We start from the raw sequence: 25395 nt of genomic DNA, 5'->3' as shown, positions 1-25395 counted from the left end.
GAGCTGCCATGCAACTGATACGACACCGCCTCACCGCCGCTGCGTTCCCGGTCTTCCTTGCTTGCTTCCTCTCCGCCCCGGGCTTCGCTCAAGCCGCCGAGACCATCGCCCCCGGCGCCCGCCTCGCCGCCACCTGCACCGGCTGCCACGGCACCAACGGCGCCACCGCAGGCAACAGCCTGCCCGCGCTGGCCGGCCAGTCCAGGGAAGCGCTGCTCGCCTCCCTGCAGGCGTTCAAGGCCGGCGCCCGTCCCGCCACCGTCATGACCCAGCTCGCCAAAGGCTATACCGACGAACAGCTAGCCCAACTGGCGGCCTTCTTCGCCGCCCAGCCCGCCCCCAGCGCCGCCACGGCAGCCAGCACCCAAGGAGCCCGCCCATGAAACGCCGCCTGTTCCTGCAAGCCTCCGGCGCCAGCCTGGCGCTCGCCAGCACCGGCTGCGCCACCATCGGCGGCAGCGCCAAACCGCAAGTCGTGGTTGTGGGCGGCGGCTACGGCGGCGCCACCGCAGCCAAATACGTGCGCCTGTGGAGCGGCGGCGGCATCGACGTCACCCTGATCGAGCCCAACGCCAGCTTCATCTCCTGCCCGCTCTCCAACCTCGTGCTGGGCGGCTCGAAGCAGCTGGCCGACGTCACCATCAGCTACGACGCCCTGGCCCGCCACGGCGTGCGTATCCTGCGCGACAGCGTGCAATCCATCGCCGCCGAAAAACGCACCGTCACCCTCGCCAGCGGCCAGACCATCGCCTATGACCGCCTGATCGTCTCCCCCGGCATCGAATTCCTGTGGGACCAGCTGCCCGGCATGCAAAAGCCAGGCGCCCAGGACCGCATCCTGCACGCCTGGAAAGCCGGCGCGCAAACCACCGCCCTGCGCGCCCAGCTCGAAGCCATGCCGGACGGCGGCGTCTACGCCATGACCATCCCCGCCGCGCCATACCGCTGCCCGCCCGGCCCCTACGAGCGCGCCTGCCAGGTCGCCCACTACTTCAGCCAGCGCAAGCCCAAATCCAAAGTGCTGATACTGGACGGGAATGACGACGTGGTGTCCAAGGGCGCGCTGTTCAAGAAAATATGGCAGGAGCGCTACGGCAGCATCGTCGAATACCGGCGCGGCTTCAAGACGGTGGACATCGACGCCGGCGGCCGCGCCGCCATCTCCGAGCTGGACGACCGCGTGCAGGCCGACGTGCTGAACGTGATCCCGCCCCAGCGCGCCGGCGCCATCGCCGTGCAGAGCGGCCTGGCCAACGCCAGCGGGCGCTGGTGCACGGTGGACTTCGTCACCTTCGAATCCACGCAGGCGAAAAACATCCACGTCCTCGGCGACGCCATCCTGGCCGCGCCGCTGATGCCCAAGTCCGCCCACATGGCCAACCAGCACGCCAAGGTCTGCGCCGCCGCCGTGGTGGACCTGCTGAACGGCCGCGCGCCGGAACCCAAGCCCATGCTCACCAACACCTGCTACAGCTTCGTCTCCGACAAGGACGTGATCCACGTCGCCTCGGTGCACGCCTACGACGCGGAGAAAAAAACGCTGCTCGTCGTGCCCGGCTCCGGCGGCCTCTCCAGCGCCGCCAACGCGCTCGAAGGCGAATACGCCATGAGCTGGGCCCGCAATATCTGGGCCGATACCCTAGGCTGATGCACCGTGCTTACTGCGGCGCCTGCCGCAGTAAGCCACCACCGCCAGCCCCGCCCCCAGCATGCCCCAGGTAGCCGGTTCAGGCACCGGGTTCACAGGATTGAGGAGCATCCCCCAGCAACCGTCGTTGTACGGGCCGCCCGGCCCGCACGCGGTGGCGGCGATCTGCCCATGGTCGTTGATTGCGTCCACGCGCAACAGGTCCACTCCCTCCGCCGGATCGATCATCGTGCTGAGCACCGTGGTGGTGCCGTTGTGGTACAGAACAGGCGTTGCCACGCCGTTGATTTTGAGGACAGCCACTACCTGCCCCGAATCGTTGATATCCGGTTCGCCCCATTGGTAGTCGTTCCATACGCCCAGATCCTGCATGGTGCCGTTAGAGTACAGGAACACGTGCCGCACGCCGTCCGCAGTCTCGGAAACGCCGACGATATCGCCGTGCTCGTTGATGTCATACGCCATGCTGTAAGACCCGCCAAGCGTCCCTATTTCCTGCATGCCGCCGGCATCGTAGGTAAACGCGCGCATCACCCCCGCAGCGGTGTGCGAGCCGCCGACAACCGTGCCGGCATCGTTGACGCCCAGGGCGTAACTGTCCTTGCCGCCCAGCGTGCCAAGGTCGGTCGTGATTCCGTTCTGGTAGATGACGGCATGGCGCGGCGGTGGATTCGACCAGTCGTTAAAGCCCATGCCGCCGTCGCCCACCACCACGTTGTTGTTGTTGATGGCCATGACCCTGGTGCTGGCCTGATACACCAGATCCGGTACCTTGAGATAGTCGTTGTGCGTGAAGAAATGGCCCTCACCGGTGGTGGTGTCGTAGACATTGAAGTTCACCGCCATGTTTCCGGCGTCGTTGATGCCGGTGATGAAGTGGTTGTAGAGCTTGCCATGGATGCGCGGGATAAAGGAGAACTGTCCGTTCTTCCAGGTGTACGCCTGGTCAAACCAGCTATCCTCGATCCGGTAGACCACGCCTACCATGCCGTTGTTGTTGATCGTGGTGGCGGAACCATATTCCGCGCCGTACAGCGAGATGATGCCGGAGGCCAGGCTGACCGGCTTGTATTGGTACTGCGCCTGCGCGATGCCGGGCAGGGCGAAGGCGGACAACAGAAGTAAAGGCAGCAAACGTTTGGCTAGCATGATAGGAGCTCCTGTGGTTTGGGGGTGAAGCACAATTAGCGTATCGCTGGCGCGCGCGGTGCGGCGCGTGGTAGCTGGCGGTAAACCATCGTTGCAGATTGCTCAGTATCAAAGCCCCGCGCCCCCTCCTGTGACAACATCGTCGAACCACCAACGCGAGGACATGACGATGGAAAAACTGCTGCCGTACTTTGAACGCGAACTGGGCATGCTGCGCCGCGCCAGCCACGAATTCGCCGAGCGCTATCCCAAGCTCGCCGGCAGCCTGCTGATGAACGGCGAAACCTGCGCCGACCCCCACGTGGAACGCCTGATCCAGTCCGTCGCCCTGCTCAACGCCCGCACCGCCAAGCGCCTCGACGACGACTACGCCGGCTTCGCCGAAGCCCTGCTCGGCGTGCTCTACCCGCACTACCTGCGCCCCATCCCGTCCTGCTCCATCGCCCGCTTCGACAACAGCGCGGAAGCCGGCAGTGCCGACACCAGCGCCACCATCCCGCGCGGCACCGCGCTTAGATCCCTCGGCAGCACCGCCCCCGGCTGCAAGTTCCGCACCGCCTACGACGTGGCCGTGGCCCCGGTGCAGATCAGCGCCGCCCGCTTCGACACCTGCATCCACGCCCCCTCGTCGCTGCAGCTGCCGCCCGACATCACCGCCTCCATCCGCATCGGCATCGCCTGCACCGCCGCCAACCGCAGCCTGGCCGAACTGCGCCTGCCCATGCTGCGCGTGTACCTCGACGGCGAAGCCTCGCTGCGCGCCACCCTGCGCGACACGCTCTTCATGCGCGCCGCCTGCGCCTGCATCGAAACGGAAGGGCAGTGGCGCATGCTGGAGCGCGTGCCCCTGCGCCCGGCCGGCTTCGACGACGCCGATGCGCTGCTGCCCTTCGAATCCGCCGAGCAGCCCGCCTACCGCCTGCTCAGCGAATACTTCGCCTACCCCGAAAAATTCGACTTCATCGACATCGACCTGGCCGAGCTGCTGCGCCACGCCGCCCCCGGCTGCGCCAACGTCACGCTGCACCTGCCGCTCAACGGTGTGCGCGGCGACTCCAGCGCCGCCCGCATCCTGCGCACCCTCACGCGCGACAACCTGCTGCTGTCCTGCACGCCCATCGTCAACCTGTTCCGGCATATCGCCACCCCCATCCAGGTCACCCACACCCAGAGCAGCTACCCGCTGCTGCCGGACGCGCTGCCCGCCAAAGCCTGCGAGATCTACAGCGTGGACTCTGTGCACCTGCTGCAGCGCTCCGGCGCCAAGGACAGCATCGCCACCGAATTCGTGCCCTACTACTCGCTGCGCCACGGCGAATCCCCCAGCCGCAAAGGGCGCTACTGGATTGCGCGGCGCGACGAAGAATTGGCCAGCGGCCGCGTGGCCCACGAATACTCGCTGTCCCTGATCGACCGCGACTTCGACCCGCTCAAGTCCGAAGCCGGCATCGCCTCCATCGGCATCACCTGCACCAACCGCAACCTGCCGCAGGAACTGCAAGGCGGCCTGGCCGGCGGCGACCTGGCCACCGAAGCCAGCGCCGGCAGCATACCGATACGGCTGCTGCGCAAGCCCACGCCGTCGCAGCGCCTCAGCTCCGCGCGCGGTGCGCAATGGGGGCTGGTGTCGCACCTGTCTCTCAACCACCGCACGCTCACGCAGCAAGGCCTGCCCGCCTTCAGCGCCATGCTGCGCCTGTACGCCTTGCCCGGCAACGCCGTCTCGCAGCGCCAGATCGACGGCATCACCGGCCTCGCGCACACGCTGGGCACCGCCTGGCTGCGGCGCGGCGCCGGCATCGCATGCCTGCACGGCGTGGACATCCGCGTCACGCTCGACGAAGACGCCTACGCCGGCACCGGCATCCACCTCTTCGCCCAGATGCTCGACAGCCTGCTTAGCCTCTACGCGCACCTCAACAGCTACACCCAGCTCACCATCGTCTCGCACGCAAGCGGAAAGGAGCTGCTGCGATGCGCACCCCGCAACGGCAGCCTGGCGCTGGCTTGATCGCTGCGCTGCTGGCCGAGCCGCAGCGCTTCGACTTCTTCCAGGCCGTGCGCCTGCTGGAGCAGTGGCTGCGCAGCGCGCCTGAGCCCGACGTGCAGTCCGAGCCGCAGCCAGAGCTGCCTCCGCACGCGCCGCAGCTACGCTACCGCAATCGCCTCTCACTGGCCTTCCCGCCGGGCGAAATCGGTAGCCTGGAACACACCGGCGGCCACCTCGAGATCACGCCCGCCTTCATGGGCCTGCTGGGCAGCAGCGGCACGCTGCCGCACCACTACACCGAGCGCATCGCCGCGCACGAACAGCGCGAAGACGACGACGCCCCGCGCGCCTTCCTCGACATGCTCTCCCACCGCGCGCTCGCCATGTTCTGCCAGGCCTGGGCCACGCACCGCCCCGAATGCATGCAGGACGAGGGCGGCGGCGACGGCTACCTCGCCAAGCTGCTGCTGCTCTCCGGCGCGCAGCCGCCGCAAGACGGCATCATCGGCCGCGAAACCTTCGCCCGTTACGCCATCCAGATCCGCAGCCGCACCGTCTCGCACGACGTGATGACAGGCATGCTCACCCAATACTTCGGTGTGCCCTGCAAAGTGGAGCCGCTAATCGGCATATGGGAAGCGCTGCCCGCGCCGCAGCAAGCGCAGCTCGGCCGCAGCCACTGCAGCCTGCGCGAAGGCGTGCTGCTCGGCGAACGCCTCAACCGCTGCGACACGCTCGCCCGCATCCGCATCGGCCCGCTCGGCAGGGAAGACTTCGAGCGCTTCCTGCCCCACGGCCCCGGCGCCGCCGCCCTGCAAGCGATGCTCGCCATGTTCTGCACCGTCGGCATCGCCTTCGAAATCCGCCTGCTGCTGCGCGGCGCCGACGCCTGTGGCTTCAGCCTCCACCCCAGCGAGCAGGAAGGCGGCGCCCGCCTCGGCGTCAACGCCTTCCTGCTCAGCTCCCCGTCGGCCTGCGACCGCGGAGACGCCAGCTATCTGCTAAGCCCTTGAAGCGAGAAAACTACCTGCTTCCGAACTTCCACCTAAAATGGAATGGTGTAATGCGCATCCTGACAACCTCCGTCTTCGACGAATGGCTGACGAACCTCAAAGACAGGGAAAAATGCTGCATGACATTCGGGGACTAGCGTGAAGAGTCAATTGCAAGAATGGGATGGCGCCAAGTACCTGCAGACGAGCGAGGACATCACTTTGTACCTTGCTGCGTGTTTTGCCGAAAACGGCGGTGATGCCGGATTCATCGCTCGGGCGTTGAGTGACATCGCACGCTCGGCCGGATTAATACGGATAGCTAAAGATGCCGGCATCAACGGCGAAGCACTAGCCAGCTCGTTGCTGCGAAATGGCCAACCCAACTTCGAAGCAATGGTCACACTGTTCAATGCGCTCGGACTTCAGCTCCGAATCGAGCGTACAGCCGCGTAACAAGTCAGCCCCACCGGGCAGCAGCATCCCCGGCGAATTGCCCAGCCTTTGCGGCACATCAATACGGCCGTGTTCCCTCCCGTTCAGAATGCCAGTTCCATCTCTGGCAAACCGGCCACGCCGCACGGTCTGCCCGCCAGCCCCAACGAGGCCTTCGACCATGTCCACCGCCAGCACCAAACGCGGCGCCAAGCTCGCCCGCGCCCGCCAGGAATTCGAATCCCTGCTCGCCATAGTGGCGGAAGCCCGCCGCAAACACGCCCGCTGGGAAGCCAGCGCCGCGCGGCTGCGCGAACTGGGCCGGTGCACCCTCGATCCCCTGGAGCAGCAGTTCGGCGTCTACGCCCGTCAACTGATCCAGGTGTTCGACCAAGCCTACAGCCACAGTACGCTGAACGACCCCGAGCGCGTCGCAATAGCCGAATCCATCTGCACACTGGCCGATCGCATGCTGAGCACCAGCGACGACAGCGAAATCCAGCAGTTCTACGACCGCTACAGCGGCAGCGAATATGGCGTGGACTGCAAACGCTTCGGACCTGTGTTACGCGAAATCGGCGACATGCTCTTGGCCGACACCTACCCGATATCCTGCTCGTGGAACGAGGAAGAAGACCAGGCGCAGGCAGAAGAACTCCACGCCAAACTGGTCGGCGCCATCCTCACCATGCCGCCGCAGGAGCAGCCGGCGCTGCTCGAGCAGGCGGACGCCGGCTACATCAACGCCGACCCGATTGCGCTGCGTGTGCTGGAGATGGAACTGGATCAGACCAAGCGCCCCGGATCAGCGCACCTCACCCGCAAGCAACTGGAGCAGAACATCGGGATACTCGAAGACCACCTGGCGGACCTGGAGTTCGACACGGCCGGCATCCAGTTTTCCCTGATGGTGAAGCTAAACCTGCCCGGCACCACGCAATTCACCGAATACATCGCCCGCCAATGCGTGCACATGCAGAAAAACCTGCTCGAACACCAGCTGGAAAACATCGCCTGCGACGTCGCCGATTTCCGCGACATAGCCAAGCTGAAAGCCTGGCTCAAGGAAAAGCAGCAAGACCCGGAACGCGCCACGCCCACCCATCACTAGGCCAGGCACCGCATGCGCCGGGCCTGGACTGCGGCGGGCTTCCCCGTTGTCACTGCAGCCGGATGGCCGTGTCGAACACCCAGGTGCGGCGGATTTCGATCACGTCGTACTGGCGCGCCACCGTGGGCGGGAACGCGCCATAGGGCGCCTGGCTGGCCACCACTCGCCGTATCGCCTCGTCGATAGCGGGCACGCCGCTGGAGACGACGAACGTCACCTTCTCCACCGAACCGTCTGCGCGCACCGCCACTGTTACCGTCGGCTGCGTGTGAGGCTGCTTCACTACATCGCGCACCATGTCGAAAGTCATGTTCAGCTCGATCTTCTTGGCCATGGCCTCCGCATACAGAACCAGGTCGGCATTCGGGTCGGCGCGGCCGTAAAGCCAGCCGCGGCGAAGGCCGCTTGCCGTCGGCAGCAGCGAGCGGGAAGGGTGGTTCTGCGCGTCGCGCTGGGCCGCCTCCGCGTCGAGCTGCTTGCCGATCGCGCGCAACCGTTCCTCGCGTTGCGCCTCCCGCTCCGCCTTGTCGCGCTGCGCCTGATCCTGTTTCGCCGCCGCCTGCCGCGCCGCGTCCTGCTTCGCGGCTTCCTGCCTCGCGGCATCCTGTCGCGCAGCTTCCTCCTGCCTTGCCGCATCTTGCCGCGCCGCCGCCGCCTGCCGGCCTGCCTCTTGCCGCGCAGCCTCCTGCCGCGCAGCTTCCTGCCTTGCCGCCTCCTGCCGCGCCAATTCCTGCTTCGCCGCCTCCTGCCGCGCCGCCGCCTGCTTTGCCGCTTCCTGCCGCGCCAATTCCTGCTTTACTGCCTCTTGCCGGGCCGCTTCCTGCTTCGAAGCCTCCTGCCGGGCCATCTCCTGCCTTGCCGCCGCTTGGCGCGCTGCTTCCTGTGTCGCCGCCTCCTGCCGTATGGCGTCCTGTCGCGCCGCCTCCTGCCTGGATGCCTCTTGTCTCGCGGCCTCTTGCCGAGCAACCTCCTGGCGCGCCTTCTCTTCCTGCCATGCCAGCTCCTGCCGCGCCGCCTCCTGCCTAATCGCGTTTTGGCGAGCGGCTTCCACCTGCTCCTGTGCCAGCCGCACTTTCTCTTCCTGCTTGACCTGCTCCTGCCTCAACGCCTCCCTCCGCAGCGACTCCTGCCGCGCAAGCTCTTGACGCCCAGCCTCCATCCGCGCCGCCTCGACCCGATCCCGCTCCTGCCGAGCAGCATCCATCCGTGCCTTCTCATCCAGCCTTGCCTGCTCCTGCTGCAACGCATCCCGCCGCAACGCCTCTTGCCGAACAAGCTCCTGACGCCCAGCCTCCACCCGTACAGCCTCGGCCCGCTCCCGTTCCAACCGCGCGTTTTCGTCCTGCCTTGCCTGCGCCAGTTGCGCCTCCCTGCGCGCCGACTCTTGCCGCGTCAGCTCCTGGCGCGCCGCCTCTACCCGCGCCGCCTCGCTCCTGGCCGCCTGCTCAGCGCGTGCCGCATCCTGCCGAACCGCCTCCCGCTGCGCAGCCGCCGCCAACTCCGCCTGCCGCATAGTGTCCGCCCTCAACTGCTCCTGCTCCACCTGCTTGCCCCCAGCATCGGGCGCCGGCACATCACTCCCCAGAACAGGCAGGTTTCTCTCCAGCGAAGCAGCAGGCGCCCTGGTCTGCGGCGCATCCGGCGCAATAGGCAGATTCACCTCAGGCCGCGTCCAAGCCGTCATCCCCACCGCCTGCGGCTCCGAAGGCGCAGCCTCCACCACCGGCGAGGGTGCAGGTGCCGGCGGCGCCACCACACCGGCAGCAGACGCCCCATCACCCACTCCAGCCAACAAGGGAGCCTCAGGCAGTGGCACTAATGTGGGCTCGGCAGGCCGCACCGGCATCAGCACAACGCTCAGATCACTAGCCTCCAGCCGCCGCTCCTTCCAAGGCAAGCTCAGACCAGGAAACCCAAACGTCTGCCCCCCAAATGTCACGCTCAACAGAAGCGCGTGAAAAAGCAAGGAGAGCAACAACGCATTGCTCAACCGCCAGCTATCACGCTGCATAGGGAACTCCGTTCTCAACCCGCAATCCTTTCGAAGCGGTTCGAAGTTGTGTCAGTCAAAACATCCCCCTTCCTTGCCTGCTCAAATTGATCTGAAAGCCATTGGGATTGCCCAGCTCGGGACATCGTGAATGGCACTAGAGCCTATCACAGGCCCACGTACTTCTTGCTCAGTTAGCAGTGGCCTCCGATCGGGTTTGCTATAGCTGGAGTGCTGCCAAATGCTGAAAGTAGTGTCTACATTGCCCCGCTCGCTCTGCCTACTTACGACTATTGTCTGATAGGCCTAAATTTCGTTCCTGGTGCGTTTTCTTGAAACATGGCAAAATTGAGGATGGCCTGCTGGCAACGTGACTATAAAATATTTGGAAATAATGCAAAAAAAGAAAACGCTGCGCTTTGTGGATGTGTTCGCCGGTTGCGGAGGATTGTCGTTAGGACTCTCTCAGGCCGGTTGTAGGGGCCTGTTTGCAGTAGAGAAAAGTCCACTTGCATTTGATACCCTCAAGCATAATTTAGTGGACAACGGCAACTTTAAGTTTGATTGGCCAAGTTGGCTACCTAAAAAAGCCATGACTTGTGAAGAGCTACTTGCCGATTTTTCGGATGAAGTCGGTGAATTGGCAGGACAAGTCGACCTTATGGTAGGCGGTCCACCTTGCCAGGGCTTCTCCACCGCGGGAAAACGCGACCCGGCCGATCCCCGAAACAAGATGACTGAGCAGTATCTTTCGCTCGTAGGCCTGCTGAACCCGAAATTCATTGTAATCGAGAACGTTTCCGGTTTTGATATGGAATTCGAAAACGAAATCGGTTTGGACGCTTTGATGGACGGTGCAAAGGACGGGTCATATGCAGCTTATATTTCGCAAAGGCTTACTGCCCAAGGCTACAAAGTGTCATACGGTATCGTAAATTGCGCAGAATTTGGGGTGCCGCAGAACAGATATCGCTTGATTATGCTGTGTGAATTGCCTGCCGATGGAAAAATGTCATCGGTCCCAAATCTTTTTGCAAGACTTAAAAGTAAAGCGTTCTCCTTTAGAAAGAAAAAAGGGCTGCCGACAGATATCTACGTCACCGCATCCAATGCCATTTCCGATCTCGAAGTAGGGGGGCGCGAACTTATAAAGTGCACTGATTCCGATGTTTCAGGATTTAAGGAAGCAGCTTATGATGCCGATATTTCCTTCAATCCATATCAAAGATTAATGCGACAAGGTATGCTGGCAAATCCGCCGGATAGCCGGCGGCTTCCAAATCATAAAGCTACGACTATTGAATATTTTAGAAAAGTGCAATCGGTCTGTATACCCGGAACATCGCTTTCGGTCTCACAAAGGAAAGAAGTGGGAACAAAAAAGCATTCCACATCGGTCTTGGCCAGGAATTCGCCGTCACCAACTATAACCACGCTGCCCGATGATATTATTCATTATACAGAACCACGTATACTTACTGTTCGCGAAAATGCCCGACTGCAGTCTTTCCCAGACTGGTTCTCTTTTAAAGGAAAATATACGACTGGCGGTAAACTAAGAAAGTTCGAATGTCCACGGTATACTCAGGTAGGGAATGCTGTTCCGCCATTGCTAGCTGAGGCAATTGGAGAATTACTTATAAAGCGCATCAATTCTCTTGCGAAGAAGCGTAAAAGCCGAGTGCAGTCGCGCAAAAATAAAAAGATGATAGCGCTCTTCAAAGAGTAATCTCAAGCGCAGTGTTGGCGCTCGAGATCAAGCTAGCTTGGTGAATAGCTAGCGGCGATTCATGTGCTATTTTTCGAAATAGTCGCGTGTGCGTCAACAAGGTGAAGGCGATGCTCTCGAAGCGATTGTCGCAAAGTGCGTCCATTTTCTGTATCAAACGCTACGAAGTTTCCTTCATCCAGTTCAAAATAGGCAATATTTTCCTTGAACGATGGCTTCTGATGAGCAAGCGCATTTCTCCATTTAAGTAATTCTTTAATCTTTTCGATTTTCTCCTTAAACCCGTCTAAAGGGCCTCCGTTCTTGCAAAAGCTTTCTACAGCAGCTACGCGCTTGTAGCTGTCAAAGCTACGCTGCCCAACCAGGCTCAGAAAGTCCTTGGGCTCCAAAGTCTTCAGTGCGTCCAATGCGGTTGCAAGTGCTGTAAGTGCTTCGTGCTGATCGTTATCAGTTAGTCGTTTTATACTGGTCAGGCTCGGTAACATCTTTCCATAGAGTTTTTTTCTATGCTCAACTTTATCTGCATCCTCCAGCTTTTCATGCAGAATCTTTAATATATCATGCAGCTGATGGTCGATGTCGGCAATCGCAGCCATTACAATACCTCGCATATTGTTGACATCCACAACCTTTCGAACGGTTAACTCGAATACACCAAGAATTTTTGCGAATAGGGCATCCGCGTCCTTCGTTGAGAAAAATACCCCATCTAGCTGCTTTTCCGCAGCCTTCTGTCGAAGAGTACCGGATGCTTTGCCCGAGTAAAAAATTACTTCCGTCAAAAAATTATGGTCTCGAACCGCTTTGATTACGTCATCGCCGTTTTCACCGTCTTCCGTTAAATTATAATCTATGACGATAAGGTCAAAATCGTCACCGACTGAAACGATGTTTATGTCACTTGGAGCAGTCCTAAAATCAAAAGTTATGTCAAAACCTTCGTTTTGTATGTGGGACTTCAACTTATCCAGCGTTTGCGCTTGACTCTCGATGAAACTCTCATCGTCCTCTACCCATAATATTCTGTAATCAAGATTCATTTGAGCAACCTCATGATAATGCAAAAACCTTTCGCGTTGCTTTCGCCTAAGCTTATGTCGCCGTTCAATTGTTTTACAGTTTGTTTAACATGATATAGTCCAAGACCCGAACCGTTTGTAGTGGTGACGCCGCGGTCGAAGACAGTTTCCGGCGGTTGGATTTCAGCACTAATTCCTGGTCCGTCATCAGATACTCTTACAATCAGTTCGTTTTCGGATGGGCGAATAATTTCCAAATCGAATTTTTTGGCTCTTGCGCGAGTGCTATTGCTAGCCAAGTTATCAAATACGATTGCGACGTCGATAGGCTTGAATCGCATAATAAATGGCTCATCTGAATCTTGTGTCACGCTTACTTTTAGGTTCTGAGCTGAAGAATCTCCAGCAACGTTTTGCATATATTCTTTTATGAAAGACGCAATATCCGCTGTCATGGTCTCGGTCTTCAATCTGAAATTGGCCTTGGTTGCAAAATTGGTAACGGCTATAATTTTCCTAGTGCCGAGCAGAGCTTTCTCAACTGCCTCGATAATTTTCTCTGCATCGGCTCCTTTTCGTAATTGCGAGATCGCCAGATCAAGAAAATTCTTCGCTGTATTTGCGTAGATACCCGATTGGTGATGTAGCAACATCAATTGTTCTTGATCGGTGCCCGCAGAAAGCCGGGCAAAATGTAGTTCGGTCTGTTGCGTCCTTATCTGGCTTTGTAGAGCATCTTTTTGCTGAGCTATTCCTCGGGCGACATCTTTCAATCTCGTAACTTGAACATCTTTTCTAGCAATTTCTTTCTTTGCCCTCGATAAAGATTCCCGTTGGCGTCGAAATTCGTTCTGAACGCTGTGGAGCGCCAGTTTTAGGTCGTGTCCCATTGCACCTGTGAATGTATCGAATTTTTCTAAGAGCGCATTCACAGTCTCTTCTTTTTCTTTTGCGAGAGCATTAAGGACTTCTGGATCTATATCTAATTCGAGCGTATTGTCTGCTGAGGCGCCAACAATACGTAAGAGACTCAAAGCCACACGTCTTCGTTTTAAGTCGCCGGACTCACTATAAACCTCTGTCTCGGGCATATCTTCATCACCCGGTATAACGCCACTACGTAGCTTTTTACGAATGCTTTCAGGAACTGAATCCCATTCTAATCCATCCACTACGAACCGTTCAAACTTCGATAAGATATGGAAGAAGAATCCATCTGGATGTCTGTAAAGCTGCGTAAAGCGATCATCTTTGGCTACGCCCTCACGATTGGAAACAATTCGAAATGATCGGTCTCTGTCCGTGACGTCAATCAGGCCGAGCAACTCCCTATTGCCTAAGAACCTGGCAGTACCTTGGTTTTTTCTATTATCTAAGTGCAACCAATCATTATCCCGATCGCCATAGGGGGGGACGCGATAGCCATTAATAAAAAGAAATATTGAACCAAAATCAACTAAATTTAAACCTGTTTGGCGTTTGAAATATGCTTTCTTGTAAGGGTTCATGTAATGGATGGTTACATTTATATTCTTAAGAAGTCTGAAATCTTCATTTTTTTCCACCAATTTGTAGACTTGATCGCCGTCATGAAATAGCTGGGTTGTAATTGTTTTTCCATCGGAATCAATTTTTGATTCTATATATGTCGTTTTAAATTTTAACTTTGAAAAAATCTGATTTTCAATTCTTCCGTTAATTTTATTATGTTTCTTATCAACAGCATCGCGAATAAGCTCAGACTTTGCGGTCATTGTTACTTCTACACTGTCTTTATCAAAGACAGCGATCGGGTTCATGAATCGTTCTAGGCTTCGTTTTAGAAGCATGAGCTTTTCACGGGTCCAGCTCTGCCGAAGCCTAGAAATAATTAAAGTCGTTCCTATTTTGGGTGGCGATCGACCGGTAGTTTCTTTTACTTCAGCATCAGAGGACTGTTTTAGAGCGATGTCAACTTTTTGGATAGTAGCGGTCAGTTCCTTTTTATTCTCAAAGTGCGTCCAATCAACGGCGAGATGTTCTAAAGGCAGGTCGCTTTTTCTAGTATACATGTCTAACTTCTCACCCAACCTATCGCAGGCGAAGCGACCCACACCTTTGTTCCCTGCTAGGGCTCTTGTGTTGGAGGCTATGTCCTTCTTTTCTGAGTAAGCTATATTCAGCCATTTTTTCTCAAGATCTTCGGCGGACATTCCGGAACCATCATCCTCAATGATAATTTCGGATTCGCGGAATTCTATATGAACTTGTTGGGCGCCTGCATCTATGCTATTTTTTACCAACTCGACAATTGCAATATTATCATCGTTAATTAGGTCTTGGCCAATGATGTTTTTAAGATCCGCGTGCGTATTGAAATGAACTTTTCTAGACATTGACATTCCTACCATATCTTGTTTGTTTTTTTCGCCTAACTGGAAGCGTATTGATCGTTTATTGCCAGCTCTAAGTCTGCAATATAATCCATTAGTGTTCTGTTGAATTGAACTCTGTCTTGCGAACAATGAGCCCGTCTATGGCAATTCGGACATAGTGCCGCAACATTCTGCGGGGCATCTGGCCCATCATCAGCAAGCCTTGTCATATGATGAACCTCTAAAAAACCGCGACCATTTTTTGCGAGAAAGGGGGCGGGTGCGCGGCAACCTTCGCAAATTTCTTTCGCACGTAATAGTGCATACGTGTGCACTTTTTCACTTCGCTTACGGTATTCTCGCAAAGCTGTCATCTTTGTCGAAGCATCGTTTTTGTGAATTAGTTCATTACGAAGTGTTAAAAGGATGTCTCCCTTAAAGTCTTCGGATCTCATACTCTCAAAATCTGCATCGCCATCGGCGGGAATTAGTCTAAACTTTATCAGTCTATCATTCGCTCTTGGCCCAGACGTAGGCGTGATGAACTCATGTCCCGAAACGTTAAAACAGCCCTGGAAAGAGAAACGCTTTCCATACCCGCTGCCAGTTGCTAGCTCTTTGGAAGTCGGTTCTCTGCTGGTGAACAATAAGACCGAGCGCTCTTCGGAGGCAAGTTTCGCGTTCGCCGAGTTTTTAAGATCTTGATCTCCAGTTTGGCCTTGACCAAAATACCACCACGTCCCGTCGCCGAGAGGCTCGTCCGAGTACCCAGCTTTTCGCCCGTGGCGCCCACCTGATGTACAAATTAAGCAGCCCGGCTCTTCGCTGCCCCAGAGAACTCCTGACTGGGCCTGCTTGCTGCCGATAAAATCAAGCAAGTCTGTTCGAATGTATTCGCGTCCGCGGACAAAGGGATGTATCAACTGGCCACCTGAGGAAAAGACCCAAAGAACTGGGATATAAATGATCTATGGTAACAATCATAACTCGTATTTCAGTTATTAACAGCATAGTAAAAAAAAAGCTCCCAAAAAGGGAGCTTTGTGGCACAGCTGGAGAATACCCCGACTATCGGATCAATATTTACACGTCGATATTCCCCGCCCGCAGCGCATTGGTCTCAATGAAATTCCTGCGTGGCTCCACATCATCCCCCATCAGCGTGGTGAAGATCTGATCCGCTGCGATGGCGTCCTCAATCTGCACCTTCAGCAAACGGCGCACCTTCGGATCCATGGTGGTCTCCCACAGCTGATCCGGGTTCATCTCACCCAAACCTTTGTAACGCTGCTTGGACACCACGCGTTCCGCTTCATCGCGCAGCCACTGCATCGCGTGGTGGAAGTCCACCACGGCCGAATCCTTGGTACGCTCGCCTTCGCCGCGGCGGATCACCGCGCCTTCGCCGATCAAGCCTTCAAACGTGGCGGCCGCGTTGGCCAGCGTGGCGTAATCCGCGCTCTGCACGAAGTCCGCGTCGATCGAGCACACCTTCACGTTACCGTGGTGCATGCGCTCGATGCGCAGCGCGTGTTTCTCGCTCAGCTCGTCCGACACCACCGTCACGGTCACGGCCGGGTCGCCGATGCGGTCCGCCATGGCCTTGGCCGAGGCTTCCGCCTGCGCCTGCGTTTCCATGTTCAGCGTTACACCGGTCATGATGGCGGTCAGCGCGGCGCGGTCGATCACGCGGGTCAAACGCATCATGATGGCGTTGGCGGTGTTGTACTGGCGCGCCAGTTCAGCCAGCGCTTCGCCCTGGATGATCTCGGCGCCGTCGCGCGGGGTCAGGGCGGCGGTGTTCAGCGCTACGGTCATCATGTAGCTGGCTTCTTCCACGTCGTCCTTCAGGTAGCGCTCGTCGCGGCCGGCCTTCACCTTGTACAGCGGCGGCTGGGCGATGTAGATGTGGCCGCGTTCCACCAGCTGCGGCATCTGGCGGTAGAACAGCGTCAGCAGCAGGGTGCGGATGTGGGCGCCGTCGACGTCCGCGTCGGTCATGATGATGATGCGGTGGTAGCGCAGCTTGTCGGCGTTGAATTCGTCCGGGCCGATGGAGGTGCCCAAGGTGGCGATCAGCGTGGTGATCTGCTCGGACGACAGCATCTTCTCGAAGCGCGCCTTTTCCACGTTCAGCACCTTACCGCGCAGTGGCAGGATAGCCTGGAACTTGCGGTCGCGGCCCTGCTTGGCGGAGCCGCCTGCGGAGTCACCCTCGACGATGTACAGTTCGCACAGCGCCGGGTCTTTTTCCTGGCAGTCGGCCAGCTTGGCGGACAGGCCCAGGCCGTCCATCACGCCTTTGCGGCGGGTCAGGTCGCGGGCCTTGCGGGCCGCTTCGCGCGCGCGCGCCGCTTCCACGATCTTGCCGCAGATGATCTTGGCGTCGTTCGGCTTTTCCATCAGGAAGTCGGTCAGCGTCTTGGCCACGATTTCTTCAACCGGGCCGCGCACTTCGGACGACACCAGCTTGTCCTTGGTCTGCGACGAGAACTTCGGCTCCGGCACCTTCACGCTCAGCACGCAGGTCAGGCCTTCGCGCATGTCGTCGCCGGAGATTTCCACTTTCGCTTTCTTGGCGAAGTCGTTCTCGTCGATGTATTTGTTAATCACGCGCGTCATCGCGGCGCGCAGGCCGGTCAGGTGGGTGCCGCCGTCGCGCTGCGGAATGTTGTTGGTGAAGCACAGCACCTGCTCGTTGTAGGCGTCGTTCCATTGCATGGAGACGTCCACCGAGATGGTGGTGTTCTGGTCCGACTGGCGCTCGCCGGTGGCCTGGAAAATGGTCGGGTGCAGCGTGGTCTTGGCTTTGTTGATGTACTCAACGAAGCCGCGCGTGCCGCCTTCGAACGCGAACACGTCTTCCTTGCCGGTGCGCTGGTCGGTCAGCTTGATGTTCACGCCGTTGTTCAGGAAGGACAGTTCGCGGATGCGCTTGGCCAGGATCTCGTAGTGGAATTCCACGTGCGTGAAAATCTCTTCGTCGGCCCAGAAGTGCACGTCGGTGCCGCGCTTGTCGGTCTCGCCGATCACCTTGATCGGGGACACGGCAAAGCCGTCCTTCTGTTCGATTTCGCGGTTTTGCGGCACGCCGCGCACGAATTCCATGTAGTGCACTTTGCCGTCGCGGCGGATGGTCAGCTTCAGCAGCTTGGACAGCGCGTTCACGCAGGATACGCCCACGCCGTGCAGGCCGCCGGATACCTTGTACGAGTTCTGGTCGAACTTGCCGCCGGCGTGCAGCTCGGTCATCACGATTTCAGCGGCCGAGCGTTTCGGGTCGTGCTTGTCGTCCATCTTCAGGCCGGTCGGTACGCCGCGGCCGTTGTCGGTGATCGAGATCGAGTTGTCCGAGTGGATGGTGACGTGGATTTCCGTGCAGTGGCCGGCCAGCGATTCGTCGATGGAGTTGTCCAGCACTTCGAACACCAGGTGGTGCAGGCCGGTGCCGTCCGAGGTGTCGCCAATGTACATGCCGGGACGCTTGCGTACGGCTTCCAGGCCTTCCAGGATCTGAATGGATGCGGCGCCGTATTCTTCCACCTTGGCTGCCTGGATCGGTTGTTCGTTTTGGCTCTCGGACATGGACTGCTTTCTCTGTAATCTTGTTGACTCGGTGCTGCGGTTGGCGGGTTATGCACGCTGTGCTCGCCCGCCCTACGTGGTGCGTGCCGCTCCTTAAATACGCATCGGCATCACAACGTATTTGAAGTCGGCGTTGTCAGGGATGGAGATCAGGGCGGACGAGTTCGAATCGCCCAGCGCGATGTTGATCTGGTCGCACTTCAGGTTGTTCAGCACGTCCAGCAGGTAGGTCACGTTGAAGCCGATGTCCACGCTCACGCCGCCGTAGTCGATCTCCAGCTCTTCCACTGCCTCTTCCTGGTCGGCATTGGTGGAGCTGATCTTCAGGCTGCCCGGGGTGATGATGCAGCGCACGCCCTTGAACTTGTCGCTGGTCATAATGGCGGCGCGCTGCAGGGAGCGCAGCAGCTCGTCGCGGCCGATGGTGAAGTCGTTGGTGTAGCCCTTCGGGATCACGCGCGTGTAGTCGGGGAACTTGCCTTCCACCAGCTTCGAAATCAGTTCGATGTCGGCAAAGGTCAGTTTCACCTGGTTGGCGGCGATGTCCAGTTGCACCGGCTCGTCGTTTTCTTCCAGCAGGCGCTGCAGTTCAATGATGGTCTTGCGCGGGATAATCACTTCCTGGCGCTCGAACGCTTGCTCGGTTTCCACCTGGCAGAAGGCCAGGCGGTGGCCGTCGGTGGCCACGGCGATCACGTTTTTGCCGTCCAGAACCAGCAGCAGGCCGTTCAGGTAGTAGCGGATGTCCTGCTGCGCCATCGAGAAGTGCACCATGTTGAACAGGTGCTTCAGCGTTTTTTGCGGCAGCGTGAAGGACGCGTTGTAGCTTTCGGCTTCCTGCACGGTCGGGAATTCTTCGGCGGCCAGGGTTTGCAGGGCAAAGCGCGACTTGCCGGTTTGCACGGTCAGGCGCTTGTTCAGCAGGGTCATGGTCACGTCGCCGGATTCCGGCAGCGCGCGCAGGATGTCCAGCAGCTTGCGGGCGGCCACGGTGGTGCCGGTCACGTCGCTGCCGGAACCGATGGCGGCGTTGGTCGTGATCTGTACTTCCGTGTCGGTCGACAGGAAGGAGACGCTTTCGCCATCTTTGCGGATGAGGATATTGGCCAGAATCGGCATAGTGTGCCGACGCTCGACAATACCGCTCACGATCTGCAGTGGCCGAAGTAGCGTATCTCGGGTGGTTTTGACCAATTGCATATTTATCCTCAATATGTAAAGTAACGATACGTTTATATCAACAAATTTGTTGCTGAGCTTGCCCATGATAAGGGCAAACCCGCGGTTTTCAAACCGGGGCCCGGGCCCCGGTTTGGTTCAACCTTTCAGGGTCTGCTCCAGCACGTGCAACTCGTGGTTGCACTCGGGATTCTTGGTGCGGTCCAGGGCGATCTTGCGCACCGCGTGCAGCACGGTGGTGTGGTCGCGGCCGCCGAACAGCTCGCCGATTTCAGGCAAACTCTTCTGCGTCAGTTCCTTGGCCAGGTACATTGCAATCTGGCGCGGGCGGGCGATGTTCGCGGGGCGTCGCTTGGAATACATGTCCGCCACCTTGATGTTGAAGAAGTCCGCCACCGTTTTCTGGATGTTTTCCACCGAAATCTGGCGGTTCTGCACCGACAGCAAGTCTTTCAGCGCTTCCTTCACGATGTCGATCGTGATGTCCTTGCCGTGGAAACGCGAGTACGCCAGGATCTTGCGCAGCGCGCCTTCCAGCTCGCGCACGTTGGAGCGCAGGTGCTTGGCCACGAAGAAGGCCACGTCGTCGGAGAAGGTCACACCTTCCTGCTTGGCCTTTTTCAGCAGGATCGCCACCCGCATTTCCAGCTCCGGCGGCTCGATCGCCACCGTCAGGCCGGAGTCGAAGCGCGAGATCAGGCGGTCGTCCATGCCGGTAATCTCTTTCGGATAGGTATCCGAGGTGATGATGATCTGCTTCTTGGCCGCGATCAGCGCTTCAAACGCGTAGAAGAATTCCTCTTGGGTACGGCTCTTGCCGCCAAAGAACTGAATATCATCGATCAGCAGCATGTCCAGCGAGTGGTAGTAATGCTTGAAGTCGTCGAAACCCTTGCGTTGGTAAGCGGTCACTACGTCGCGAACGTACTGTTCCGCGTGGATGTAGCGGATGCGCGCGCCCGGCTGGTCGGCCATCACCTGGTTGCCGATGGCGTGGATCAAGTGGGTCTTGCCCAGGCCTACGCCGCCGTAGAAGAACAGCGGATTGTAGGAAACGCCCGGGTTGTTGGCCACCTGGATGGCGGCGGCGCGCGCCAGCTGGTTGGCCTTACCGGTAACAAAACTGTCGAAGGTCAGGTCGGTGTTGACGCGGCTTTGCTCGCGGCGCGGCGAATTGCCGATGTTGTACTCGGGCGAGCCCGGGCTCACGGCGGCCTGGTCGCTGGCGCGCTGGGCGCTCATGTCCGGCACCGACGGCGCGCTGCTGTGGATGATGCCGGCGCTCGAGGCCACCGGCTTCTTCGCCGCGTTCAGGCGCGGGTCCAGCACGAACTGCACTTCGGTCGGCGCTTCCCAGTACTGGCAGGCGAGGGCGGTGATGCGGCTGGCGAACTGGGACTTCACCCAATCGAGCTTGAAGCGGTTGGGCGCAGCAACGCGCAGCTTGCCATCCTCGTAGTCGAGGGGCACCAGCGGCTTAATCCAGGCACTGAATTGTTGCGGCGTCAGCTCCAGCTCCAGTTGAGCGGAACAGGTCTGCCAGAAATTATCCATGAATCTTCTATCTGTAAGGGTGCGCACGAGCGTTCGAATCGCCACGCGTAACGCGCTATTCTACCCGCGAAGTCGAAAGTTATCCACAGGCACGACGCGAAAATTTGCAACTCGGCGGCGCGGCGCGGCGGCGAAAGAGTGGTCGATATGTCGGCCGCATGTTGACCGCATGTTGACAACGGGGACCGAAATGCCGATAATTCAGGGTTCCCCGCCCGTATGCCGTGTTTAAACCACAATATGGAGTAAGCGTGGATTGAAGCGGGCGATGAGATGGACCCAGCTTGTGCCGGACGGCATAAGTGCGCGAAATGTCATTGGCACCAATAATTGACGAAGCCTAGCGCCTCGATTCCGTATTTTTTTGCTTTTTCAGCGAGACCAACATGAAACGTACTTACCAACCTTCCGTCGTACGCCGTAAGCGTACCCACGGCTTCCGCGCACGTATGGCTACCCGTGGCGGCCGCGCAGTTCTGAACGCACGCCGCGGCAAGGGCCGCAAGCGTCTGGCTGTATAAGCCACACGCTTGTTAGCTGATCGCGTGGAAAGCTGTCCTTCAAACGGCTCGACAGGCGAAGGTTCACACGACTTCGCACGCGCTCGGCGCATCGTTAAAACGGATGAATTTTCATCCGTTTTTCGTTTGCGCCCCGCGCAAAAAAGCGCGCACTTCGTCCTGTACACCCGACCCAACCAGTTGCCGCATGCGCGGCTGGGCGTCGTGGTGGCCAAGCGTTTTGCGCCGCGCGCCGTCACGCGCAACACCATCAAACGCGTCACCCGCGAACTGTTCCGCGTGACCGGCCTGCCTCCTATCGACTGCGTGGTGCGCCTGTCCCGCCCGGTCAACAGCAAGGACGGCCCGGCCACCACGGCCAAGCTCAAGGCGGAACTGCGGCAGGAGCTCACGCGCCTGTTCGCGTCGCAAAACAAGCCGCGGCCCGCAAAATGATCAAGCTGATGAACACGGCGGCCAGCAAGCTGCTCACCCTGCTGCTGCGCTTTTACCAGCTGGCCATCAGCCCCATGCTGGGGCCGCGCTGCCGTTTCTATCCCAGCTGCTCGAACTACGCCCTGGAAGCCATCCGCGTCCACGGCGCCGGGCGCGGCAGCTGGCTGGCGGCGCGCCGCGTGTGCCGCTGCCATCCCTGGAATGCGGGCGGGCTCGATCCCGTCCCAGCCAAGAATTCCTCGACCGCTTGCGGTTGCAACCACACCTGATAAATACCGTAATGGATATCAATAAACGTACCATTTTGTGGATCGTGTTCGCCGTCTCGCTGGTCATCCTGTGGAATAACTGGATGGTCTCGACCGGCAAGCCGTCGATGTTCTCGCCGACGCCGCCTGCGGCCACCGCAGCCGCCGCCAAGTCCGGCGTGCCGGCCGCCGCCACCGCCGCTGCCACCGCCATCGCCGCCGCAGCCGCACCTGGCACGCCCGGCGCCGCCGACGCCGCGCCGTTCAAGCGCGAAATCATCACCATCACCACCGACGTGGTGAAAGCCGACATCGACACCCTGGGTGGCGAGCTGGTGCGCCTGGAACTGCTCAAGCACCACGACAAGATCGACGCCAAGAAGAACCAGGTATTGTTCCAGAAGGGCGACAAGAACACCTACCTGGCGCAGACCGGCCTGGTTGGCGCAGCCGGCCTGCCTAACCACACCACCGGCTTCACCGCCAAGCCGGGCGTGCGCGCGTTGGCCGAAGGCAACCAGGTGCAACTGGTGCTGGAAGCGGAGCAGGGCGGCGTCAAGCTGGTGAAAACGTTCACCTTCAAGCGCGGCGACTACACCATCGACCTGCGCCACGACGTCACCAACACCGGCGCCGCGCCGGTGGAGCCGCAGCTGTACCTGCAGCTGGTACATGACGGCAACGCCCCTGAAGGCGACACCTGGTTCAACAGCAGCTTCACCGGCCCCACCATGTACACCCCGGCCGACAAGTACAAGAAGCTGACCTTCGAAGGCATCGAAAAGCACGACGCCAAGCAGAAGGAAAACCCGAACGTGAAGCTGGACGTGGGCCACGCCGAGAAAGCCGACAGCGGCTGGGTCGCCATTTCGCAGCACTTCTTCGTCTCCGCCTTCGTGCCGCAGGACAAGCTGGCGCGCGACATCTTCACCAAGAAGATCGCGCACAACACCTACGCCATCGGCGTGCTGCAGCCGCTGGGCACGCTGGCGCCGGGCGCCACCATCTCCAACAACGCCAAGCTGTACTCCGGTCCGCAGGACGAGAAGGCGCTGGAAAAAGTCGCGCCGGGCCTGGACCTGGTGAAAGACTACGGCATGCTGACCATCCTGGCCAAGCCGATGTACTGGGTCATGGAGCAGCTGTACGCCATCCTGCACAACTGGGGCTGGACCATCATCGTCTTCACCATCCTGATCAAGCTGCTGTTCTTCCCGCTGTCGGCCGCCGGCTACCGCAGCATGGCGCGCATGAAGGTGGTCACGCCGAAGATGACCGCCATCCGCGAACGCCACAAGGGCGATCCGCAGAAGATGAACCAGGCCATGATGGAGCTGTACAAGACCGAAAAAATCAATCCGCTGGGCGGCTGCCTGCCGATCCTGGTGCAGATGCCGGTCTTCATCGCCCTGTACTGGGTGCTGAACGCCTCGGTTGAAATGCGCGGCGCGCCGTGGGTGGGCTGGATCACCGACCTGACCCAGCCGGACCCATGGTTCATCCTGCCGGTGCTGTACGCGATCTCCATGTACATCACCACCAAGCTGAACCCGGCTCCAGCCGACCCGATGCAAGCGAAAATGATGCTGTGGATGCCACTGGCCTTCTCGGTCATGTTCTTCTTCTTCCCGTCCGGCCTGGTGCTGTACTGGGTAGTGAACAACGTGCTGTCCATCGGCCAGCAGTGGGTCATCACGAAGAAATACGCGCCCGCCGAAGCCAAGTAATCCGGCCGGTTGTGCAAGCTGTACCAAAGGCCCGTGCCCTGCACGGGCCTTTTTTAATAGAATAGCCCCATGAAACTCGACACTTCCCCCATCGCCGCCATCGCCACCGCCCCCGGCCGCGGCGGCATCGGCGTGGTACGCGCCTCCGGCAAGAACCTGAAAGGCTTGATCGAAGCCCTGTTCGGCGCCGCCACGTTGCAGCCGCGCCACGCCACCTACATCCCCTTCAAGCAGGCCGACGGCACCGTCATCGACCAGGGCATCGCCATCCACTTCAAGGGACCGAACTCCTACACCGGCGAGGATGTGCTCGAGCTGCAGGGCCACGGCGGCCCCGTGGTGCTGCAAATGCTGCTGGCGCGCGTGCTGGAAGCGGGCCAGGCCTTCGGCCTGCGCCTGGCCGAGCCGGGCGAATTCACCCGCCGCGCCTACCTGAACGACAAGCTGGACCTGGCGCAAGCCGAAGCCGTGGCCGACCTGATCGACGCCTCCACCGAAGCGGCCGCCAAGTCCGCCTCGCAGTCGCTGTCCGGCGCGTTCTCCAAGACCATCCACGCCTTGGTCGAGCGCGTGACGAACCTGCGCATGCTGGTCGAAGCCACGCTGGACTTCCCGGAAGAAGAAATCGACTTCCTGGAAAAATCCGACGCGCGCGGCCAGCTGAGCGGCATCGTGGAAGCGCTGGACACCGTGTTCCGCCAGGCCGCGCAGGGCGCGCTGCTGCGCGAAGGCCTGAACGTGGTGCTGGTGGGGCAGCCGAACGTCGGCAAATCCTCGCTGCTGAACGCGCTGGCCGGCTCGGACGTGGCCATCGTCACGCCCATCGCCGGCACCACGCGCGACAAGGTCAGCGAAACCATCCAGATCGAAGGCATCCCGCTCAACATCATCGACACCGCCGGCATCCGCCGCAAGGACGAGGACGTGGACGTGGTCGAGCGCATCGGCATCGAGCGCACCTGGGGCGAAGTGGAAAAGGCCGACGTCATCCTGCACCTGCTGGACGCCGACCACGGCCCCTCGCGCGCCGATGAAGCCATCGTCGCCAACTTCCCGGCCGGCGTGCCGGTGCTGCGCATCTGGAACAAGATCGACCTGTCCGGCCACAAGCCCGGCGTGGACGCAATGGAAGACGCCACCCACGTCTACCTGTCGGCGCACGAGCACATCGGCATCGACCTGCTGCGCGCCGAGCTGCTGCGCATCGCCGGCTGGCAGCAGACCGGCGAATCGCTCTACCTGGCGCGCGAGCGGCACCTGATCGCGCTCAAGTCGGCCGGCAAGCACCTGGCCCTGGCCGGCGAGCACGCCGCCGTCAGCGACCAGTCGCTGGACCTGTTCGCCGAAGAGCTCCGCCTGGCCCAGGCCCAGCTCTCCAGCATCACCGGCGCCTTCTCCTCCGACGACCTGCTGGGCGTCATTTTCGGCCGTTTCTGCATCGGAAAATAGTTTGCTATCCAGTTCGTTCCAGGCACTTCTAAAATTCCAGTTTTCTCCTATGATAGGCTCTGTGATGTGTCCAGCGGGGCCTAGAGTTTCCTATGGACATCCCGGCTTTTAGGTACACTATTTGGTACACGTATTCCAATAGTTGGGCTAGCGTGTACCTGACCTGCTACCCAAATTAGTACGGAACTGAACTGGAGTCTGCGGTTAATAAGCCATCAGCAAACTGCTTCGGCGTCCGATTGCCCAGCGTGCTGTGCGGCCGCTCGTCGTTGTATTCATG

The 25395-nt window shown here is 59.4% G+C and carries 20 protein-coding genes; 12 read left to right on the top strand and 8 right to left on the bottom strand.

Features of this window, described 5'->3' with window-relative positions:
* Positions 1–8: 8 nt before the first annotated feature.
* Together AC56DV_RS01040 and AC56DV_RS01035 are read left to right on the top strand one after the other, a co-directional pair.
* The gene (locus tag AC56DV_RS01040) at positions 9–383 is read left to right on the top strand and encodes a c-type cytochrome (protein WP_496312456.1); all 375 of its coding nucleotides are present in this window, start codon (positions 9–11) and stop codon (positions 381–383) included.
* Complete coding sequence (locus AC56DV_RS01035; protein ID WP_496312455.1) at positions 380–1648, top strand: FCSD flavin-binding domain-containing protein; 1269 nt, start codon at positions 380–382, stop codon at positions 1646–1648. Before AC56DV_RS01040 ends, AC56DV_RS01035 begins: the two co-directional genes overlap by 4 nt.
* On the opposite strand, the gene AC56DV_RS01030 is transcribed toward AC56DV_RS01035, so the two are convergent.
* Positions 1640–2797, bottom strand: a complete 1158-nt coding sequence (locus tag AC56DV_RS01030; protein ID WP_496312454.1) for a PEP-CTERM sorting domain-containing protein — start codon at positions 2795–2797, stop codon at positions 1640–1642. The genes AC56DV_RS01035 and AC56DV_RS01030 overlap by 9 nt on opposite strands.
* A 169-nt stretch (positions 2798–2966) precedes the next feature.
* Between AC56DV_RS01030 and tssF the strand changes: the two genes are divergently transcribed.
* The 4 genes from tssF (at position 2967) to AC56DV_RS01010 (ending at position 7325) form a co-directional block, all read left to right on the top strand.
* On the top strand, positions 2967–4808 hold the full coding sequence (gene tssF, locus AC56DV_RS01025) for a type VI secretion system baseplate subunit TssF (protein ID WP_496312453.1): 1842 nt from the start codon (positions 2967–2969) through the stop codon (positions 4806–4808).
* On the top strand, positions 4772–5800 hold the full coding sequence (tssG, locus tag AC56DV_RS01020) for a type VI secretion system baseplate subunit TssG (RefSeq protein WP_496312452.1): 1029 nt from the start codon (positions 4772–4774) through the stop codon (positions 5798–5800). Before tssF ends, tssG begins: the two co-directional genes overlap by 37 nt.
* Before the next feature lie 138 nt (positions 5801–5938).
* On the top strand, positions 5939–6235 hold the full coding sequence (locus AC56DV_RS01015; protein WP_496312451.1) for an addiction module antidote protein: 297 nt from the start codon (positions 5939–5941) through the stop codon (positions 6233–6235).
* Positions 6236–6395: 160 nt separating this feature from the next.
* Positions 6396–7325: a hypothetical protein gene (locus AC56DV_RS01010; RefSeq protein ID WP_496312450.1), complete on the top strand. Its 930-nt coding sequence runs from the start codon at positions 6396–6398 to the stop codon at positions 7323–7325.
* A gap of 49 nt (positions 7326–7374) precedes the next feature.
* Here AC56DV_RS01010 and AC56DV_RS01005 read toward each other — a convergent pair whose 3' ends face one another.
* Positions 7375–9336, bottom strand: a complete 1962-nt coding sequence (locus tag AC56DV_RS01005) for a histone H1-like repetitive region-containing protein (RefSeq protein WP_496312449.1) — start codon at positions 9334–9336, stop codon at positions 7375–7377.
* Positions 9337–9709: 373 nt separating this feature from the next.
* On the opposite strand from AC56DV_RS01005, the gene AC56DV_RS01000 reads away from it, so the two are divergent.
* Positions 9710–11044, top strand: coding sequence for a DNA cytosine methyltransferase (locus tag AC56DV_RS01000; RefSeq protein WP_496312448.1), 1335 nt, complete (start codon positions 9710–9712; stop codon positions 11042–11044).
* A 59-nt stretch (positions 11045–11103) separates the two neighbouring features.
* Here the strand turns inward: AC56DV_RS01000 and AC56DV_RS00995 are convergent, their stop codons facing one another.
* The 6 genes from AC56DV_RS00995 to dnaA form a co-directional block, all read right to left on the bottom strand.
* A complete protein-coding gene (locus tag AC56DV_RS00995) occupies positions 11104–12084 on the bottom strand; it encodes a response regulator (RefSeq protein WP_496312447.1) in 981 nt (326 codons plus the stop codon).
* Positions 12081–14438, bottom strand: a complete 2358-nt coding sequence (locus AC56DV_RS00990; RefSeq protein ID WP_496312446.1) for an ATP-binding protein — start codon at positions 14436–14438, stop codon at positions 12081–12083. Before AC56DV_RS00990 ends, AC56DV_RS00995 begins: the two co-directional genes overlap by 4 nt.
* 35 nt (positions 14439–14473) lie before the next feature.
* On the bottom strand, positions 14474–15295 hold the full coding sequence (locus AC56DV_RS00985) for an HNH endonuclease (protein WP_496312445.1): 822 nt from the start codon (positions 15293–15295) through the stop codon (positions 14474–14476).
* 205 nt (positions 15296–15500) lie between these two features.
* Positions 15501–18002 carry a DNA topoisomerase (ATP-hydrolyzing) subunit B gene (gene gyrB / locus AC56DV_RS00980; protein ID WP_496312444.1) on the bottom strand — a complete coding sequence of 834 codons (2502 nt, stop codon included), beginning with the start codon at positions 18000–18002 and terminating at the stop codon, positions 15501–15503.
* Positions 18003–18095: 93 nt separating this feature from the next.
* Entirely contained in the window at positions 18096–19202 is a 1107-nt protein-coding gene (gene dnaN / locus AC56DV_RS00975) for a DNA polymerase III subunit beta (RefSeq protein ID WP_496312443.1), read from the bottom strand.
* A gap of 117 nt (positions 19203–19319) precedes the next feature.
* Positions 19320–20735 carry a chromosomal replication initiator protein DnaA gene (dnaA, locus tag AC56DV_RS00970; RefSeq protein WP_496312442.1) on the bottom strand — a complete coding sequence of 472 codons (1416 nt, stop codon included), beginning with the start codon at positions 20733–20735 and terminating at the stop codon, positions 19320–19322.
* A gap of 386 nt (positions 20736–21121) precedes the next feature.
* Between dnaA and rpmH the strand changes: the two genes are divergently transcribed.
* From rpmH to mnmE, 5 genes are all read left to right on the top strand, one after another.
* Complete coding sequence (gene rpmH / locus AC56DV_RS00965; RefSeq protein ID WP_082551811.1) at positions 21122–21256, top strand: 50S ribosomal protein L34; 135 nt, start codon at positions 21122–21124, stop codon at positions 21254–21256.
* Positions 21257–21280: 24 nt separating this feature from the next.
* The gene (gene rnpA / locus AC56DV_RS00960; protein WP_496312499.1) at positions 21281–21691 is read left to right on the top strand and encodes a ribonuclease P protein component; all 411 of its coding nucleotides are present in this window, start codon (positions 21281–21283) and stop codon (positions 21689–21691) included.
* The gene (gene yidD, locus AC56DV_RS00955) at positions 21688–21960 is read left to right on the top strand and encodes a membrane protein insertion efficiency factor YidD (RefSeq protein ID WP_496312441.1); all 273 of its coding nucleotides are present in this window, start codon (positions 21688–21690) and stop codon (positions 21958–21960) included. The genes rnpA and yidD overlap by 4 nt, the downstream gene beginning before the upstream one ends.
* Positions 21961–21971: 11 nt before the next feature.
* Positions 21972–23666 carry a membrane protein insertase YidC gene (gene yidC / locus AC56DV_RS00950; protein ID WP_496312440.1) on the top strand — a complete coding sequence of 565 codons (1695 nt, stop codon included), beginning with the start codon at positions 21972–21974 and terminating at the stop codon, positions 23664–23666.
* Positions 23667–23735: 69 nt separating this feature from the next.
* Positions 23736–25115: a tRNA uridine-5-carboxymethylaminomethyl(34) synthesis GTPase MnmE gene (gene mnmE, locus AC56DV_RS00945; protein ID WP_496312439.1), complete on the top strand. Its 1380-nt coding sequence runs from the start codon at positions 23736–23738 to the stop codon at positions 25113–25115.
* Positions 25116–25395 lie beyond the last annotated feature (280 nt).

This window comes from Massilia sp. BGA-UO-ETr-WB1, from assembly GCF_059567845.1.
This window is presented reverse-complemented; position numbering and strand designations above follow the sequence as displayed.

Bases quoted from the DNA above. Each gene is read 5' to 3' on its own strand.
- AC56DV_RS00995 (WP_496312447.1), bottom strand. From the start codon at position 12,084: ATGAATCTTGATTACAGAATATTATGGGTAGAGGACGATGAGAGTTTC.
- AC56DV_RS01040 (WP_496312456.1), top strand. From the start codon at position 9: ATGCAACTGATACGACACCGCCTCACCGCCGCTGCGTTCCCGGTCTTC.
- AC56DV_RS00990 (WP_496312446.1), bottom strand. From the start codon at position 14,438: ATGTCTAGAAAAGTTCATTTCAATACGCACGCGGATCTTAAAAACATC.
- AC56DV_RS01010 (WP_496312450.1), top strand. From the start codon at position 6,396: ATGTCCACCGCCAGCACCAAACGCGGCGCCAAGCTCGCCCGCGCCCGC.
- yidD (WP_496312441.1), top strand. From the start codon at position 21,688: ATGATCAAGCTGATGAACACGGCGGCCAGCAAGCTGCTCACCCTGCTG.
- dnaN (WP_496312443.1), bottom strand. From the start codon at position 19,202: ATGCAATTGGTCAAAACCACCCGAGATACGCTACTTCGGCCACTGCAG.
- tssG (WP_496312452.1), top strand. From the start codon at position 4,772: ATGCGCACCCCGCAACGGCAGCCTGGCGCTGGCTTGATCGCTGCGCTG.
- gyrB (WP_496312444.1), bottom strand. From the start codon at position 18,002: ATGTCCGAGAGCCAAAACGAACAACCGATCCAGGCAGCCAAGGTGGAA.
- AC56DV_RS01005 (WP_496312449.1), bottom strand. From the start codon at position 9,336: ATGCAGCGTGATAGCTGGCGGTTGAGCAATGCGTTGTTGCTCTCCTTG.
- AC56DV_RS01030 (WP_496312454.1), bottom strand. From the start codon at position 2,797: ATGCTAGCCAAACGTTTGCTGCCTTTACTTCTGTTGTCCGCCTTCGCC.
- rpmH (WP_082551811.1), top strand. From the start codon at position 21,122: ATGAAACGTACTTACCAACCTTCCGTCGTACGCCGTAAGCGTACCCAC.
- mnmE (WP_496312439.1), top strand. From the start codon at position 23,736: ATGAAACTCGACACTTCCCCCATCGCCGCCATCGCCACCGCCCCCGGC.
- dnaA (WP_496312442.1), bottom strand. From the start codon at position 20,735: ATGGATAATTTCTGGCAGACCTGTTCCGCTCAACTGGAGCTGGAGCTG.
- tssF (WP_496312453.1), top strand. From the start codon at position 2,967: ATGGAAAAACTGCTGCCGTACTTTGAACGCGAACTGGGCATGCTGCGC.
- AC56DV_RS01000 (WP_496312448.1), top strand. From the start codon at position 9,710: ATGCAAAAAAAGAAAACGCTGCGCTTTGTGGATGTGTTCGCCGGTTGC.
- yidC (WP_496312440.1), top strand. From the start codon at position 21,972: ATGGATATCAATAAACGTACCATTTTGTGGATCGTGTTCGCCGTCTCG.
- AC56DV_RS01035 (WP_496312455.1), top strand. From the start codon at position 380: ATGAAACGCCGCCTGTTCCTGCAAGCCTCCGGCGCCAGCCTGGCGCTC.